This window comes from Blautia aquisgranensis, assembly GCF_040096615.1.
Taxonomy (GTDB): Bacteria; Bacillota; Clostridia; order Lachnospirales; family Lachnospiraceae; genus Blautia_A; species Blautia_A aquisgranensis.
In genome coordinates this window covers 13,380-29,531 of sequence record NZ_JBBMEJ010000019.1, presented here as the reverse complement: position 1 = coordinate 29,531, position 16,152 = coordinate 13,380, and the positions used below count along the sequence as shown (strand labels likewise).

14 protein-coding genes, 1 tRNA gene and 1 riboswitch are annotated in these 16,152 nt (G+C 46.6%); all 15 genes read left to right on the top strand.

What is annotated here, in order from left to right; translation table 11 throughout:
* Positions 1 to 137 precede the first annotated feature (137 nt).
* The 15 genes from WMO28_RS13880 (at position 138) to WMO28_RS13810 (ending at position 16,145) form a co-directional block, all read left to right on the top strand.
* Positions 138 to 674, top strand: coding sequence for a V4R domain-containing protein (locus WMO28_RS13880; RefSeq protein WP_178641535.1), 537 nt, complete (start codon positions 138 to 140; stop codon positions 672 to 674).
* A 57-nt stretch (positions 675 to 731) separates the two neighbouring features.
* Positions 732 to 1,973, top strand: a complete 1,242-nt coding sequence (locus WMO28_RS13875; RefSeq protein WP_349057355.1) for a sensor domain-containing diguanylate cyclase — start codon at positions 732 to 734, stop codon at positions 1,971 to 1,973.
* A 180-nt stretch (positions 1,974 to 2,153) separates the two neighbouring features.
* Positions 2,154 to 2,225, top strand: a tRNA-Gln gene (locus WMO28_RS13870).
* 111 nt (positions 2,226 to 2,336) lie between these two features.
* Positions 2,337 to 3,044, top strand: coding sequence for an acyl-[acyl-carrier-protein] thioesterase (locus WMO28_RS13865; protein ID WP_349057353.1), 708 nt, complete (start codon positions 2,337 to 2,339; stop codon positions 3,042 to 3,044).
* 21 nt (positions 3,045 to 3,065) lie between these two features.
* Positions 3,066 to 3,767 (top strand): L-ribulose-5-phosphate 4-epimerase, encoded by a 702-nt coding sequence (locus WMO28_RS13860; protein WP_349057352.1) that lies wholly within the window; start codon positions 3,066 to 3,068, stop codon positions 3,765 to 3,767.
* 179 nt (positions 3,768 to 3,946) lie between these two features.
* On the top strand, positions 3,947 to 4,189 hold the full coding sequence (locus tag WMO28_RS13855) for a helix-turn-helix domain-containing protein (RefSeq protein WP_178641553.1): 243 nt from the start codon (positions 3,947 to 3,949) through the stop codon (positions 4,187 to 4,189).
* Between the two features lie 121 nt (positions 4,190 to 4,310).
* Positions 4,311 to 4,483: riboswitch (Lysine riboswitch) on the top strand.
* Between the two features lie 83 nt (positions 4,484 to 4,566).
* On the top strand, positions 4,567 to 6,201 hold the full coding sequence (locus WMO28_RS13850) for a Na+/H+ antiporter NhaC family protein (RefSeq protein ID WP_349057351.1): 1,635 nt from the start codon (positions 4,567 to 4,569) through the stop codon (positions 6,199 to 6,201).
* 163 nt (positions 6,202 to 6,364) lie between these two features.
* Positions 6,365 to 7,207, top strand: coding sequence for a CvfB family protein (locus WMO28_RS13845; protein WP_349057350.1), 843 nt, complete (start codon positions 6,365 to 6,367; stop codon positions 7,205 to 7,207).
* Positions 7,208 to 7,310: 103 nt separating this feature from the next.
* The gene (locus WMO28_RS13840) at positions 7,311 to 10,778 is read left to right on the top strand and encodes a DNA polymerase III subunit alpha (protein WP_178641561.1); all 3,468 of its coding nucleotides are present in this window, start codon (positions 7,311 to 7,313) and stop codon (positions 10,776 to 10,778) included.
* A gap of 68 nt (positions 10,779 to 10,846) precedes the next feature.
* The gene (gene pfkA / locus WMO28_RS13835; protein WP_059086454.1) at positions 10,847 to 11,836 is read left to right on the top strand and encodes a 6-phosphofructokinase; all 990 of its coding nucleotides are present in this window, start codon (positions 10,847 to 10,849) and stop codon (positions 11,834 to 11,836) included.
* A gap of 8 nt (positions 11,837 to 11,844) precedes the next feature.
* Positions 11,845 to 13,239: a TrkH family potassium uptake protein gene (locus WMO28_RS13830; protein WP_349057348.1), complete on the top strand. Its 1,395-nt coding sequence runs from the start codon at positions 11,845 to 11,847 to the stop codon at positions 13,237 to 13,239.
* 13 nt (positions 13,240 to 13,252) lie between these two features.
* A complete protein-coding gene (locus WMO28_RS13825; RefSeq protein ID WP_349057347.1) occupies positions 13,253 to 13,918 on the top strand; it encodes a potassium channel family protein in 666 nt (221 codons plus the stop codon).
* A 34-nt stretch (positions 13,919 to 13,952) separates the two neighbouring features.
* On the top strand, positions 13,953 to 14,729 hold the full coding sequence (locus tag WMO28_RS13820) for an RNA methyltransferase (RefSeq protein ID WP_178641567.1): 777 nt from the start codon (positions 13,953 to 13,955) through the stop codon (positions 14,727 to 14,729).
* A 30-nt stretch (positions 14,730 to 14,759) separates the two neighbouring features.
* Positions 14,760 to 15,200 (top strand): NfeD family protein, encoded by a 441-nt coding sequence (locus tag WMO28_RS13815; protein ID WP_349057346.1) that lies wholly within the window; start codon positions 14,760 to 14,762, stop codon positions 15,198 to 15,200.
* 3 nt (positions 15,201 to 15,203) lie between these two features.
* A complete protein-coding gene (locus WMO28_RS13810) occupies positions 15,204 to 16,145 on the top strand; it encodes an SPFH domain-containing protein (RefSeq protein WP_178641573.1) in 942 nt (313 codons plus the stop codon).
* The last annotated feature ends 7 nt before the right edge of the window (positions 16,146 to 16,152 follow it).

Sequence of the window (16,152 nt, the reverse complement as noted above, 5' to 3'; positions counted from 1 at the left end):
TACAATAATAAGATATGATAAAATGGATAAAAAAACGAAAAAATATGTGTGAATCTTGTGAAAAAAGCTGTGGAAAATTGACAGAAAAGAACATATCGCGTATTATAAATATATGTGACAAAAAAGGGGCGGATATAATGGGAAGCAATATTTTTCTGGAAGATATAAAAGAGATCCAGTTCGAGGATTACTTTAAATATGATACAAACAGCAGAGGAAACCTGGGAGATGAGCTTCCGGTGATGGTGTACAGGCTGCTGGAATATTCCCTGAAGGAAGAACTGAAGAACCGTTTTGGAAAAGAAACTCAGATTGATATCTTCCGGAGTGCAGGCCGGATGGCAGGAGAATATTTTGCCCGGAATATACTGAATCTGGATGTGTCGCTGGATCAGTTTGTGAATGAGCTTCAGCAGAAGCTGAGAGAATTAAAAATAGGAGTCCTGCGTATTGAGGACGTTAATGAAGAAACAGGGCGGATCGTGCTGACGGTTGCAGAGGATGCTGACTGCTCCGGCTTGCCGGTGCTTGGAGAGACTGTATGTAATTATGATGAAGGTTTTATAGCGGGAATTCTCTCTGTATATTCCGGAAAAACATACACAGCAGTGGAGGTTGACTGCTGGGCAACCGGAGACAGAGTCTGCCGTTTCCACGCGAATGTGGAAGAGTGATTTTTGCAGCTGCAGAATAACAGCGGATAATTAGTGATGGAAATAGAGGGCTGGAGAATGGAAGACAGAAACTGCGAGCTTTTATTTGAATATCTGAGATCAATTCTATATGACTCCAAGGTGAAGCCTCTGGATGTAGAAGGTCTGGACGAGCCTTTTCAGAAGCTTGGAATGGGTCTGCAGTATCTGGACAAGGCGGTTCAGGAGATGAAGCAGTGTTCGGCAGCCCTGTCAAAAGGAGATCTTTCCAGCTTTAATCCTGCCAGAGAGAATTTTCTGTGCGAGAATCTTAAGAACATTCATGCCAATCTGAATCATCTGACCTGGCAGGCCAAGCAGGTGGCAAAAGGAGACTATTCCCAGATGGTTTCCTATCTGGGTGAATTTTCAGAAGCTTTTAATACCATGACAGAGCAGCTGCGTGAAAGAGAGAATTCCCTGAAACTGATCGCCGAGAAAGAAAAAAAGCATGCGGAGATGGCGGAGAGCTACAGTCAGCTTCTCATGGAGCTGATCGCGCGAAGTGAAGAAGAGATCCTTGTGATCAGTCTGGACGGACAGAATCTTCTGTACAGCAACCGCCGGACGGAGGACGAAGTACGGAACTGGGAAATCTATAAAAAGTGGGTGCGTCAGATCGAGAACGGGAGACGTAAGAATGACCGCCGGAAAGAGCTTTATGAGTGGAAATGGGAGGCTGAGGATTCCGATCACCGTTTTTATAAGATCACAACAGGTAAAATGAAATGGCAGGGGGAATGGTCTTACGTTCATATTGTACAGGAGGTCACGGAGGTAAGAGCCAAGGAAGAGCAGCTGAGGGCAGAGGCATATCAGGATATGCTGACCGGAATCGGAAATCGTTTTTATCTGAGAGAAGAGGCTGATGAGATCTTGGATACGGGAGAACAGCTGGCTTTGTGTTATTGTGATCTGGATCATCTGAAATATATCAATGATAATTTCGGGCATCTGGAGGGTGACGAATATCTGAAGTTTTTTGTCAGAGTAGTAAAAGAGAATATTCGTGAAGAAGATATTTTTGCCAGGATCGGCGGAGATGAATTCTGTATTTTGCTGAGAAGCTGTGCCAGAGAGGATGCACAGAACCGTATGGCAGATATCCAGAGGGAGTTTTCCGAAAGGAATAAAACAGTTTATGAGAGAAGCTTCAGCTGTGGAATCATAGAGATTCCTGAGAATCATAGCCCGGTGAAGCTTGAAAAGTTGATCCATGAGGCAGATGAAAATATGTATGGGCAGAAGCGGGAGCATAAAAACAGTATAAAAATAAAATAAAGACTGTGAAATAAGAAAAATATACCCTCGAAAAGCTGCCGAAAACCGCATAAAATAAGGCTTTTCGAGGGATGATAAAAATTTTTTAAAAAAAATTCAAAAAAGGGGTTGCAATTTTAAAAAACCTGTTATATAATATCATTCGTCGCAAGCGATAAGGCAAGCGAAAAACAAAAACATAGGGCTATCGCCAAACGGTAAGGCAACGGACTCTGACTCCGTCAGTTCAAGGTTCGAATCCTTGTAGCCCTGCTTCTTAAGCACCTCAGATGAGGTGCTTTTTTTGTGCGTTATAAAAAACAAGTGCGTTTCCTCCCGCCAGGTGGTACAATAGAACCACAGACAGTATGACAGGGAGGCATTATGAGTTACAGTTTTGAGAGTCGTGTAAGGTTCAGCGAGATCGGGGAGAACGGATGCCTGGAATTGCCGGGGATTCTGGATTATTTTCAGGATTGCTGTACATTTGAGTCTGAGGAAACAGGACTTGGAATGGAAGCATTAAAAGCCCGGAAGCGCGCGTGGGTGCTTTCTTCATGGCAGGTTATTGTGAAACGATATCCGAAGCTTGGGGAACATATAAAGGTAACAACCATTCCTTACAGTTTCCGTGGTTTTATGGGAATGAGGAATTTTATCCTGGAGACAGCAGAGGGCGAACGTTTGGCCTGGGCGAATTCCTACTGGTCACACATTAACACGGAGACAGGGCTTCCGGAGAAGCTTACACCTGCGGATACAGATCCGTATAATTTGGGAGAAAAGCTGGAGATGGATTATGCACCGAGGAAGATCGCGCTTCTGAAGGAAGTCGTGAAGCAGGAGGCTTTTTCCGTGCAGAAGCACCATCTGGACACTAATCACCACGTAAATAACTGCCAGTATATCCGGATGGCAGCAGATTATCTGCCGGAGGATTTTGTAGTTCATCAGCTGCGTGCTGAATACAAGCGTCAGGCTTTGTTGGGAAATGTGATCATTCCGGAGGTATATGCGGCGGAGGATAAGGTGATGGTGATTCTTAATGCGGAGGATCAGGAGCTTTACGCTATTGTAGAATTTACAAAATAAGCTATATAGGGAGGAAACGCTATGCTGGAAAAATTAAAAGAAGAAGTTTACAGAGCAAATATGGACTTGCCGAAATATGGTCTTGTTACTTTTACATGGGGAAACGTCAGCGGGATCGACAGAGAAAAAGGGCTTTTTGTTATCAAGCCGAGCGGTGTTGAGTATGAGAAGCTGACTCCGGAGGATATGGTCGTTGTAGATCTGGAAGGAAATAAGGTCGAGGGCAGATATAATCCGTCGTCTGATACTCCTACGCATGCGATTCTTTATCGTGCATTTCTGAACATCGGAGGTATCGTACATACCCATTCGTCCTGGGCTACAAGCTGGGCGCAGGCAGGAAGATCTATTCCATGCTATGGAACTACGCATGCAGATTATATCTACGGGGAGGTTCCGTGTGTGCGTAACCTGACCAAACGCGAGATTGAAGAGGCTTATGAAGAGAACACAGGTATCCTCATTGCTGATTATTTCAAGAATAAAGATTACGAGGCTGTTCCGGCAGTTCTCTGCAAAAACCACGGACCTTTTACCTGGGGAAAAGATGCACATGAGGCTGTGCATAATGCAGTGGTTCTGGAGGAGGTTGCCAAGATGGCTTCCCGATGTGAACTGATTAACCCGAATGTGAAGCCTGCACCACAGGAGCTGCAGGATAAGCATTACTACAGAAAGCATGGTGCGAATGCATATTACGGTCAGGTAAATCAGGAGGATTGATCTGTCAATAAAAAGATAACAGAAACAGTGTCTCCTGAAAGAGACGGTTCAGGGCTCTTTTTGTCAAAAATGGTAGAAAAAGCCAGAAATGCTGACCTTTAACACAGGTACTGCCGAAATATGTGCTAATGTCAAGAATATTGCAGAACATTAACACATTTTGAAAAACAGGTGGCAGTATGAAGATTTACACTTATCAGGGAAAAAAGAACGTTTCAGGAGAGAAAATACGTCAGATGAGAAATATGAAACGGATGTCACAATCCGCACTGGCTGCGAAAATGCAGGTCGAGGGTGTGATGCTGGAGAGAGACAGTATCAGCAGGATCGAAGGCGGCGAGCGATTTGTGGCAGATTATGAACTGAGAGTGTTTGCGAAGGTGCTGGGCGTGGAGGTAGAGTGGCTTCTGAATGAACAGTAATATAAAAATTGGTATGACTGCTATTTATATATGTAAAGTACTTGATATTTATGCAGGAAACTGCTACAGTATAAAGAAAAAAGGAGATCGCGATTTCGGTAACAGGAGAAGCGGTCACAGATAAAAAGATAGAGGCGCGGATTTTATCAGTATTTATAGACGAGAGGCCCTGGCAGGCTGTTTATATAAAGAAAGGAAACTCCGCCGAAGTGCTCTGGAAAGCCAGATGACAGGGCACTGGGACGCCGCAGAATATGCGTCGTACTGTCACGGATGTGGAGCGCTATCGTAAGCTGTTGAATAGGGATTATTTAACCGGAGGTGTTCTAAGAAGGGACAGCCTCCGTTTTTTTGTCTCCGAAAAAGGGAGGAGAAAAATGAGTAAAAAAGCAGGAACAGCATTGTCTGTTATGGCAATGACATTCATGGGTGCGCTGGCAAGTCCCCTGACTGTGCTGGCGGCAGATGCGGAGGAGACTTACCAGCCTGCTCTGTATGCAACAATCTGGGCACTGCTTCCGCCTCTTGTGGCGATCATTCTTGCGTTGATCACAAAAGAGGTATACAGTTCTCTGTTTGTGGGAATTGTAGTAGGAGCACTGCTTTATTCCGGATTTAAATTCGAAGGAACTGTAACACAGATTTTTGAGGGAGGAATCATCAAGGTTCTTTCCGACAGCTACAATGTAGGTATCCTGATATTCCTGGTAATCCTGGGATCAGTGGTGTGTATGATGAACAAGGCCGGCGGCTCTGCCGCATTCGGAAGATGGGCCAGCCAGAAGATCCATACACGTGTAGGTGCAGAACTTGCAGCGATCATTCTTGGTATCCTGATCTTTATTGATGACTATTTCAACTGCCTGACAGTAGGAAGCGTTATGCGTCCTGTAACAGACAGACATCACGTATCCAGAGCGAAATTTGCATATCTGATCGATGCAACAGCTGCTCCGGTATGTATTATCGCACCGATCTCATCCTGGGCTGCTGCAGTCAGCGGATTCGTAGAAGGACAGGACGGACTGGCAATTTTTGTAAGAACGATTCCGTATAACTTTTATGCGATCCTTACGATCGTGATGATGGTTGGAATGGTACTGATGAAAACAGAATTCGGTGCAATGAGAACACATGAGATCAATGCACTGAACGGAGATCTTTATACAACCGCTGCCAGACCATATGAGAATGCAACGGATGATGAAACACCAAATCCCCGGGGAAGAGTTATCGATCTTGTTATCCCGATCCTTGTGCTTGTTATCTGCTGTATCATCAGCATGATCTACACAGGAGGATTTTTCAGCGGAACAGATTTTGTTACTGCATTTTCACAGAGTGATGCTTCCACTGGTCTTGCAATGGGAAGTGCTTTTGGTCTTGTGTTTGCGATCATCTTTTATATGATCCGCCGTGTGATCAATTTCAGAGATTGCATGTCCTGTATTCCGGACGGATTCAAGGCCATGGTGCCGGCGATTATGATCCTGACCTTTGCATGGACTCTGAAGGCCATGACAGACGGACTTGGCGCAGCAGTGTTCGTAGAAGAGGCTATGCGCTCTGTTGCAGGAGGAATCGAGGTTATTCTTCCGGCGATTATTTTCCTGGTTGGATGCGGACTTGCTTTTGCGACAGGTACCTCCTGGGGAACTTTCGGTATCCTGATTCCGATCGTGGTTGCTGTATTCGAGAAATCCAGCCCTGAGATGATGATCATTTCCATGTCTGCATGTATGGCAGGTGCTGTATGCGGAGACCACTGTTCACCGATCTCCGATACAACGATCATGGCTTCAGCAGGAGCACAGTGTGACCATGTGACTCATGTTTCCACACAGCTTCCGTATGCGATCGTAGCGGCAGCAGTATCTTTCGTGACATATATTGTTGCTGGTTTTGTTAAGACAGCATGGATCGCGCTTCCGGTTGGAATCGTGCTGATGCTGATCGTACTTTTCATCATCAAGATGAACAATCCTATGCCTGTTGAGAAACCGACAGAGTAAACAACTGGATAATCTGAGAATAAAAGGCAGTACCGGAAAGAAATTTCCTGTGCTGCCTTTTTTGTGCTTTCTATAATAATCGGCTTATGTTATAATGCAGGACAGACAAGTAATAAGAACATAACAAATCAATCATATATAAGATTAAGGAACAGGAGAGGTAATGATAGAATTAGGTAAAAAACAGAAACTTCTGGTTGTAAAAACCGTAGATTTCGGAATATATCTGGGAGAGGACAGAAACGCACCTCAGAACGAGCGTGTACTGCTTCCTTCCAAGCAGGTCCCGGAGGGAACCAGGGTCGGTGATGAGATCGAAGTATTTATTTATAAGGACTCCCAGGACAGACTGATCGCAACCACAAGGGAGCCAATGCTTCAGGTTGGACAGACAGCAGTCCTCAAGGTGAAACAGGTCACAAGAATCGGTGCATTTCTTGACTGGGGACTGGAGAAGGATCTTCTTCTTCCGTATCATGAGCAGACCAACCGTGTTCGCGAAGGCGAGGAGTGCCTGGTAGCTCTTTATGTGGACAAGAGCAGCAGACTTTGTGCCACCATGAAGGTGTACCATTATCTTTCCACGAGAACTCCTTATGTACCGGGAGATATGGTGAAAGGCCGTGTCTATGAGATCAGTGGAAATTTCGGTGTTTTTGTGGCAGTAGATGACAAATATTCCGCACTGATCCCTGCAAGAGAGGCAACCGGTAAGTACAGACCGGGAGCGATTCTGGATCTTCGTGTCACAGAGGTGAAGGAAGACGGCAAGATGAACGTCAGCGACCGTCAGAAGGCATATATTCAGATCAATGAGGATGCAGAAAGTGTATACAGTGTGATCGAGGAATTTGCGGGAGTGCTTCCGTTCGATGATCATGCGTCACCGGAAGTTATCAAGAGAGAGTTCGGTCTGAGCAAGAACGCATTTAAGCGTGCGGTCGGACATCTGATGAAAGAAGGCAAGGTGGAGATCCGCGACAAGAGGATCTACATTAAAAAATAACAAGGTGTTGACCGGCTCCGGATCAGACACGCTCCGGCACGTTCCGAGAAAAGTGCAGAGCGGGTAGGATCCGGAGCCTTGTTTATTCAAAGGAGAGAAAAATTTGGAGTTTACACATTTACATGTCCATACAGAATACAGTCTTCTGGATGGTTCCAATAAGATCAAAGAATATGTAGCCAGAGTAAAAGAGCTGGGCATGGACAGTGCGGCGATCACGGACCACGGCGTTATGTATGGTGTAATCGATTTTTACAGGGCTGCAAGAGAAGCCGGGATTAATCCGATCTTGGGCTGTGAGGTATATGTGGCACCTGGCTCACGTTTTGACAGAGAAGTAGGAAGCGGTGATGACCGTTATTACCATCTGGTTCTTCTGGCAGAAAATAATCAGGGCTACAGCAATCTGATGAAAATCGTTTCCAAGGGATTTGTGGAAGGCTTCTATTACAAGCCGCGAGTAGATCTGGAGCTTCTGGAAAAATATCACGAGGGAATCATTGCGTTAAGTGCCTGCCTGGCCGGTGAGGTTGCAAGGTACCTTGCCCGTGGTATGTATGAGGATGCAAAGATCGCAGCGCTCCGCTATCAGGATATTTTCGGAAAAGGAAATTTCTTTCTGGAGCTGCAGGATCACGGAATTCCGGAGCAGCAGACAGTAAACCAGCAGCTTCTCCGCATGCACAGAGAAACCGGCATCGATCTGGTTGCCACCAATGATGTACATTATACCATGGCTGAGGACGCAGAGCCCCACGACGTGCTCCTCTGCCTCCAGACCGGAAAGAAGCTTACGGATGAGAACAGAATGCGCTATGAAGGCGGTCAGTATTATGTGAAATCACCGGAAGAAATGGCAAGACTTTTCCCATATGCTCTGGAAGCCTTGGAAAATACGCACAAGATTGCAGAACGTTGCCATGTAGAAATCGAATTCGGTGTGACCAAGCTGCCGAAATATGATGTTCCGGACGGACTTACTTCCTGGGAATATCTGAACAAGCTTTGCCATGAGGGGCTGGAAGAGAGGTATCATCCGGTAACGGAAGAGCTTACGAAGAGGCTGAACTATGAGCTGTCCACGATCAAAAATATGGGATATGTGGATTATTTTCTGATTGTGTGGGATTTTATCAAATATGCCAGGGATCATGATATTATGGTCGGACCGGGACGAGGCTCTGCCGCAGGAAGCCTGGTTGCCTATACACTTGGCATTACGCAGCTGGACCCGATCCGGTATGATCTGCTGTTCGAGCGTTTCCTGAATCCGGAGCGAGTATCCATGCCGGATATTGATGTTGACTTCTGCTTCGAACGGAGGCAGGAGGTTATTGACTACGTAAGGCGGAAATACGGAGATGACTGTGTGGTTCAGATCGTTACCTTTGGTACTCTGGCTGCGAGAGGTGTGATCCGTGATGTGGGACGTGTTCTTGATATGCCGTATGCCCAGGTGGACACCATTGCCAAGATGATCCCGCAGGAGCTGAACATCACAATAGATAAAGCACTGAAAATGAATCCGGAGCTGAGCAAGGCTTATCAGGAGCAGGAGGATGTTCACCGCCTGATCGATCTGGCAAAGCGCCTGGAGGGATTGCCGAGGCATACTTCCATGCATGCGGCAGGTGTTGTTATCAGCCAGAAGGATGTATCCGAATATGTGCCGCTTTCCAGGGCTCAGGACGGTTCTATCGTTACACAGTTCACCATGACAACGCTGGAAGAGCTTGGTCTTCTGAAAATGGATTTCCTTGGTCTTCGTACCCTGACCGTTATCCAGAACGCAGTAAAAATGGTGGAAAAGGATACCGGCGTTGTTCTGGACATGCAGAAGATCGATTACAATGACAAAAAAGTGCTCGACTCTCTTGGAACCGGACGTTCTGACGGTGTGTTCCAGCTTGAGAGTGCGGGGATGAAAAATTTCATGAAGGAGCTGAAGCCGCAGAGTCTGGAGGATGTGATCGCGGGAATTTCCCTGTATCGTCCGGGTCCTATGGATTTCATTCCGCAGTATATCCGCGGAAAGAACCGCCCGGATACCATCCGCTATGACTGCCCACAGATGGAGCCGATCCTGAAACCTACTTATGGCTGTATCGTATATCAGGAGCAGGTTATGCAGATCGTTCGTGATCTTGCAGGATACACTCTGGGACGAAGCGACCTGGTACGCCGTGCCATGTCCAAGAAAAAAGCTTCCGTTATGGCAAAGGAGCGCCAGAATTTCGTTTACGGAAATGTAGATGAAGGAGTTCCAGGCTGTATCGCAAACGGAATTTCCGAGGAGATCGCCAATAAGATCTACGATGAGATGACGGATTTTGCGAAATATGCTTTTAATAAATCTCATGCAGCAGCGTATGCGGTAGTTTCCTACCAGACAGCATATCTGAAATACTATTATCCTGTAGAGTTTATGGCTGCGCTGATGACCTCCGTTGTGGAAATGCCCACCAAGGTTGCGGAATATATTTCTGTCTGCCGTCAGATGGGAATTCAGATCCTGCCGCCGGATATTAACCGCGGTATGTATGGTTTTTCCGTTGATAACGGCTCGATCCGCTATGCGCTTTCCGCGATCAAAAGTATCGGACGTCCGGTTATCGAGGGAATTGTCCGGGAGCGTGAGGAAAACGGAGAATACACTTCCCTGAAAAACTTTGTGGAGCGTAACATCGGGCAGCTGAACAAGCGTGTTGTGGAGAATCTGATCAAAGCAGGAGCACTGGACTGTCTGGAGGGAAACCGCAAGCAGAAGATGAGCGTTTATATGCAGATTATAGACAGCATCAACCAGGACAAAAAGCATACCATGGCAGGCCAGATGAGCCTTTTTGACATTGTATCTGAGGAAAATAAAAAAGAATTTGAGATCCGTATGCCACAGATCGCGGAATATCCGAAGGACATCATCCTTACCTTCGAAAAAGAAGTTCTTGGAATCTATCTCAGCGGCCATCCTCTGGAACGCTACCGGAATATGCTGGAAAAAATGATCTCCGCGAAAACATCAGACTTCCAGCCGGACGATGAGACCGGAATTCCGGAGGTTTATGATAATCAGAAAGTGATCGTTGGTGGAATGATCACGGATAAAACCATAAAATATACAAAGAATAATAAAGTAATGGCATTTCTGACCCTGGAAGATCTGGTAGGCACTGTGGAGGTTGTTGTATTTCCGAGAGATTACGAAAAATGCCAGATGTTCCTCAACGAAGATGCCCGTCTTTTTATCCAGGGAAGAGTTTCCGCAGAGGACGATAAAGCCAGTAAGCTGATCCTGGAAAAAGTGCGCTCCTTCGATGATATGCCAAGAGAAGTCTGGATCCAGTTTGACAGCAGAGAAGCCTATGCAGAAGCAGAAACCGGACTGGTGGATGACCTGATGGAGTCCAGAGGGAATAGTACTGTGGTAATTTATCTGAAAGATGTCAAGGCAATGAAGAAGCTTCCACCTGCATATCAGGTTCGTATAGAGGATTCCTGGCTGGATAAAATGTGTGAAAAATATGGAAACTCCAATGTTAAAATTGTGGAGAGAGTATTGAAAAACTTATAAAAATGCTATAAACTATATCCGAATATGTGTATTACAATAGGTTGTTTCATAAGATGGAGGATAACAATATGGCAGAGAACAAAATCAAAACGATCGGCGTTTTGACCAGTGGCGGTGACGCACCTGGAATGAATGCTGCAATCCGTGCTGTTGTCAGAAGAGGATTAAGCAGCGGACTGAACGTAAAGGGAATCTATAAAGGATACAGCGGTCTCTTAAATGAAGAGATCAGGGACATGACAGCAAAAGATGTTTCCGATACGATTGAACGAGGCGGAACAATTCTTTACACTGCCAGATGTGCAGAGATGAGAACAGAGGAAGGACAGCAGCAGGCTGCAGAAATCTGCAGAAAACATGGAATCGACGGCCTTGTTGTTATCGGTGGAGATGGTTCCTTCGCAGGTGCTCAGAAACTTGCGAACCTTGGAATCAATACCATTGGCCTGCCGGGAACGATTGACCTTGATATCGCATGTACTGAGTATACGATCGGTTTCGATACAGCTGTAAATACAGCTATGGAAGCTATCGACAAAGTACGTGATACATCTACATCTCATGAGAGATGCAGTATCATTGAGGTTATGGGACGTAACGCCGGATACCTTGCTGTATGGTGCGGTATCGCCAACGGTGCAGAGGATATTCTGATCCCGGAGAAATATGATTATGACGAGCAGAAGCTTATTGACAATATCGTAGAGAGCCGTAAGAAAGGTAAGAAACACCACATCATCGTAAATGCTGAGGGTATCGGCCATTCAGAGGCTATGGCGAAACGTATCGAGGCTGCAACAGGTATCGAGACACGTGCAACGATCCTTGGTCACATGCAGCGTGGTGGAAGCCCAACATGTAAAGACCGCGTATATGCGTCTATGATGGGTGCTCTTGCAGTAGATCTTCTTGTTGCCGGAAAACGCAGCCGTGTTGTTGGATACCGTCACGGTGAGTTCGTTGATTTCGACATCAATGAGGCTCTTGCAATGCAGAAGAATGTAGACTCCTACATGTGGGAAGTCTGCAATTCACTTTCTCATAATTACAGAAAATAAAAACATTTATGAACTTAAAAAAAGTTTCAGACGGATTGCATAAACTGAATACGTCACAAATAATTGCCCTCGGCTTTGCGGGGGTGATTTTTGTAGGCGGATTTATTTTATGGCTGCCGTTCTGCAGTGCACCCGGGCAGGCTGTTACCTTCCCGGATGCTGTTTTTACGGCGGCAACCAGTGTGTGCGTGACAGGGCTCTCCACAGTAGTTATGGCAACACAGTGGAGCGCTATTGGAAAGGCAGTCATATTGTGCCTGATACAGGTCGGCGGAATTGGACTGATCGCACTGGCAAACATGATATTCATCAGTCTCCGGCGGAAGATATCCCTCAAGAACCGACGCATCATCAAGGAATCCTATAATCTGGATGAGATGGGCGGTGTGGTGCCGGTAGTCCGAAGCGTAGTGAAATGTGTATTCCTTGCGGAAGCTATAGGAGCAGTCCTGTATGCGATCTGTTTTGTACCGGAATTTGGATGGAAAACAGGACTGATACATGCGGTATTTCTGGCAGTATCTGCATTCTGTAACGCAGGCATTGATCTTTTTGGGGAGACAAGTCTTGCGGCTTATATAAGTAATCCGCTGGTGAATCTTACTACTATAGGACTTATAATCGTATCAGGGCTTGGGTTCATTGTCTGGTGGGATCTTTGGGACAAATTCCGGAAGATCATACGAAAAGAGCTTTCCCCCTCCCGCTTTTTCCGGGTGCTGCGCCTTCAGAGCAAACTGGTCCTTACCATGACCGGAATTCTGATTATTGCAGGAGCAGCGCTGGTATTCATTTTTGAATCAGGAAATCCACGCACACTGAAAGGCATGCCATTGGGGACGGGGATAATGGCTTCCTTGTTTCAGTCAGTGACTACACGTACCGCAGGCTTTTATACCATTGATCAGTCGCTGTTAGCGACTCCGACAGTGATTATTTCACTGCTGTGGATGTTCATCGGAGGTTCTCCCATGGGTACAGCCGGTGGTGTGAAAACTACAACGATCGCAGTGCTGCTCCTTTCCATTGCAGCATATCTTCAGGGAAAAAAAGATGTCGAGGTATACGGCCGGAGGATCCGCGAGAGCTATCTCCGCTCGGCGATGGTCGTTGCGGGAACCAGTATGCTGATTCTTTTTGCCATGTCGGTTCTCCTGTCGGCAGTAATGCCGGGAGTAGATCTGGCAGATATTTTATATGAGATCACTTCGGCAGTGGCGACTGTAGGACTTTCCAGAGGACTGACACCACAGCTGAATACCGCAGGTAAATGGATCGTGATCCTGACCATGTATCTGGGCCGGATCGGACCTCTGACTTTAGGAACTGCAGTTGTGGTAAAGGTGCGAAACAGGCCGGGAAGCAATACGCATCTTGGCGAAGAAGATATCATGATCGGTTAAACAGGAGAATACAATGAAAAACAAATCTTTTGCTGTGATCGGACTTGGACAGTTCGGAATGACTCTGGCTGTAACACTTGCAGAGTCGGACTGTGATGTTCTTGCCATCGACGACAAAGAAGAAAATATCGAAGAGATTTCCGAAAAAGTAACCTATGCGGTGAAAGCCGATGTCCGGGAACCGGGAATCCTGAAAGCTCTGGGCGTCCAGAACGTGGATGTGGCGATCATTGCCGTAGCGGAGAATCTGGAAGCCAGCATTTCCGCAACCATGCAGGCTAAGGATCTGGGAGTACCGTTCGTTGTTGCAAAAAGCATGAATTCCCTTCATGGGAGAATCCTTGACAAGATCGGTGCAGATAAGATCATCTATCCGGAACAGGCTATGGGACTTCGTGTTGCCAGAAATCTTCTGTCCGGCGGATATCTGGATGTATTTGAGCTTTCTGCGGAATTTAGTATGGCAGAATTTACCATTCCGGATAACTGGGTTGGAAAAAGCCTCATGGAGCTGAATGTGAGAGATCGTTTTCACATCAATATCATCGGCATCAAGCAGGGCGAAAACGTTACCGTGGACCTGAATCCATCCGAGCCGCTTCCTGCAAACTGTTCTGTGATCGCCATCGGAAAAAACAGGGATCTCAATGCAGAACCGGCGTTTATGCGGAATGAATAAAACAGGCAAGAAATATGTGAATTGAGGAAAAAATATGATAACCAGTGTATCAAATGCAAAAATTAAAAACGTGATGCAGCTGAACCAGAAAGCGAAGGCAAGAAGAGAACAGGGACTTTTTGTGGCAGAAGGCAGAAAAATGTTTCTGGAAGCACCGGAAGCATGGGTTTCACAGGTGTTTGTTTCTGAGACGTTTTCCCAGGATGGAGAGCTGATGGCACAGGTGGAAAAATATGCTTATGAGATCGTGAAGGATTCCGTGTTCCGCCAGATGTGCGATACAAAAACACCACAGGGAATTCTGACCGTTCTGAAGCTTCCGTCCTGGAGCGAGGAGGATGTGCTTGCAGGAAAAAATCCTCTGGTTATGGTTCTTGAAGATCTGCAGGATCCGGGAAATGCCGGAACGATCCTCCGGACCGGAGAGGGAGCCGGTGTGAGCGGCGTTTTCCTCACAAAAACCTGCGTAGATATCACAAATCCAAAGGTGATCCGTTCCACCATGGGCTCTATTTACAGAATGCCTTTTCTATATGTGGAAGATGTGGTATCATTAGAACAGAAGCTGAAGGAAAAAGGAATCCGCAGTTTTGCAGCTCATCTGAAAGGTGAGAATTCCTACGATCAGGAATCCTATAAAGGCGGCACAGCATTTTTTATCGGAAATGAAGGGAAAGGTCTGACAGACCAGGCGGCAGAGGCAGCAGACTGTCTGATCCGAATTCCCATGTGCGGCAAGGTGGAGTCTCTGAATGCTGCCATGGCATCGGGGATCCTGATGTATGAGGCTGCAAGACAGAGAAGAGGATAACTTTTTTTCAAAAAAGAGAGGAGGGGTTTTATGACGCCTTTGGCCTGGCTTGGAATACTGGCACTGTTACTGGTAATTGAAGCGATCACGGTAGGACTTACCACTGTCTGGTTTGCAGGAGGTGCTCTTGTGGCGTGTATTGCATCGTGGCTTGGTGGGGGGATCGTTATACAGCTCCTTTTATTTTTCGGAGTTTCCGTGGTGCTTCTGATCTTTACCAGACCTCTTGCGGTCCGCTACATGAACAAGGGCGTGGAGAAGACCAATGCAGAGAGCCTTCTGGGAAAAAAGGCTGTTGTGATACAGCCGGTCAACAACCTGGCCCAGACCGGGCAGGTGCGGATCAATGACATCGAATGGACTGCCCGTACAGCGGACGATTCTGTGCAGATCCCTGCAGGTGCGGTAGTCGAGATCGAGGAGATCCGTGGTGTAAAGCTGATCGTAAAAGAAATTAGCAAGGAGGGCTAAATTATGGGTGGAGTTGTTGTTTTGCTTGTAGTCATCGTTCTTGTACTGTGGGTACTGGCATCCTGCATCCGTATCGTGCCACAGGCGTATGCGGTGGTACTGGAACGCCTGGGAGCTTACAAGGCTACCTGGAGCACAGGAATCCATTTCAAGGTTCCGTTTATTGAGCGTGTTGCAAGAAGAGTAAACTTAAAAGAGCAGGTTGTGGATTTTCCGCCGCAGCCGGTGATCACCAAGGATAATGTAACCATGCAGATCGATACTGTCGTATTTTTCCAGATCACAGATCCGAAGCTTTATGCATACGGCGTTGAGAATCCGATCATGGCGATCGAGAACCTTTCTGCTACAACCTTACGTAACATCATCGGTGATATGGAGCTTGATGAGACACTGACGTCCCGTGAGGTGATCAACACCAAGATGAGAGCTTCTCTTGATGTAGCCACAGATCCATGGGGAATCAAGGTCAACCGTGTTGAACTTAAGAACATCATTCCTCCGGCAGCCATCCAGGATGCCATGGAGAAACAGATGAAGGCAGAGCGTGAGAGACGAGAAGCCATCCTGAAAGCTGAAGGTGAGAAGCGTTCCACCATTCTTGTTGCAGAGGGTAAAAAACAGTCCGCCATCCTGGATGCCGAGGCTGAGAAGCAGGCAGCTATCCTTCATGCAGAAGCACAGAAAGAGCGTATGATCAAAGAAGCAGAAGGTCAGGCACAGGCAGTTCTTAAGGTACAGCAGGCAACTGCGGAAGGACTTCGCATGATCAAGGACGCAGGCGCAGACGAATCCGTTCTTACACTGAAGAGCCTGGAGGCACTTGCGAAGGTTGCCGACGGCAAAGCAACCAAGATCATCATTCCGTCCGAGATACAGGGCATCGCAGGGCTGGCAACATCCCTGAAGGAGATTATGACAGATAAACCGGCAGAGCAGAAATAAATCTGCA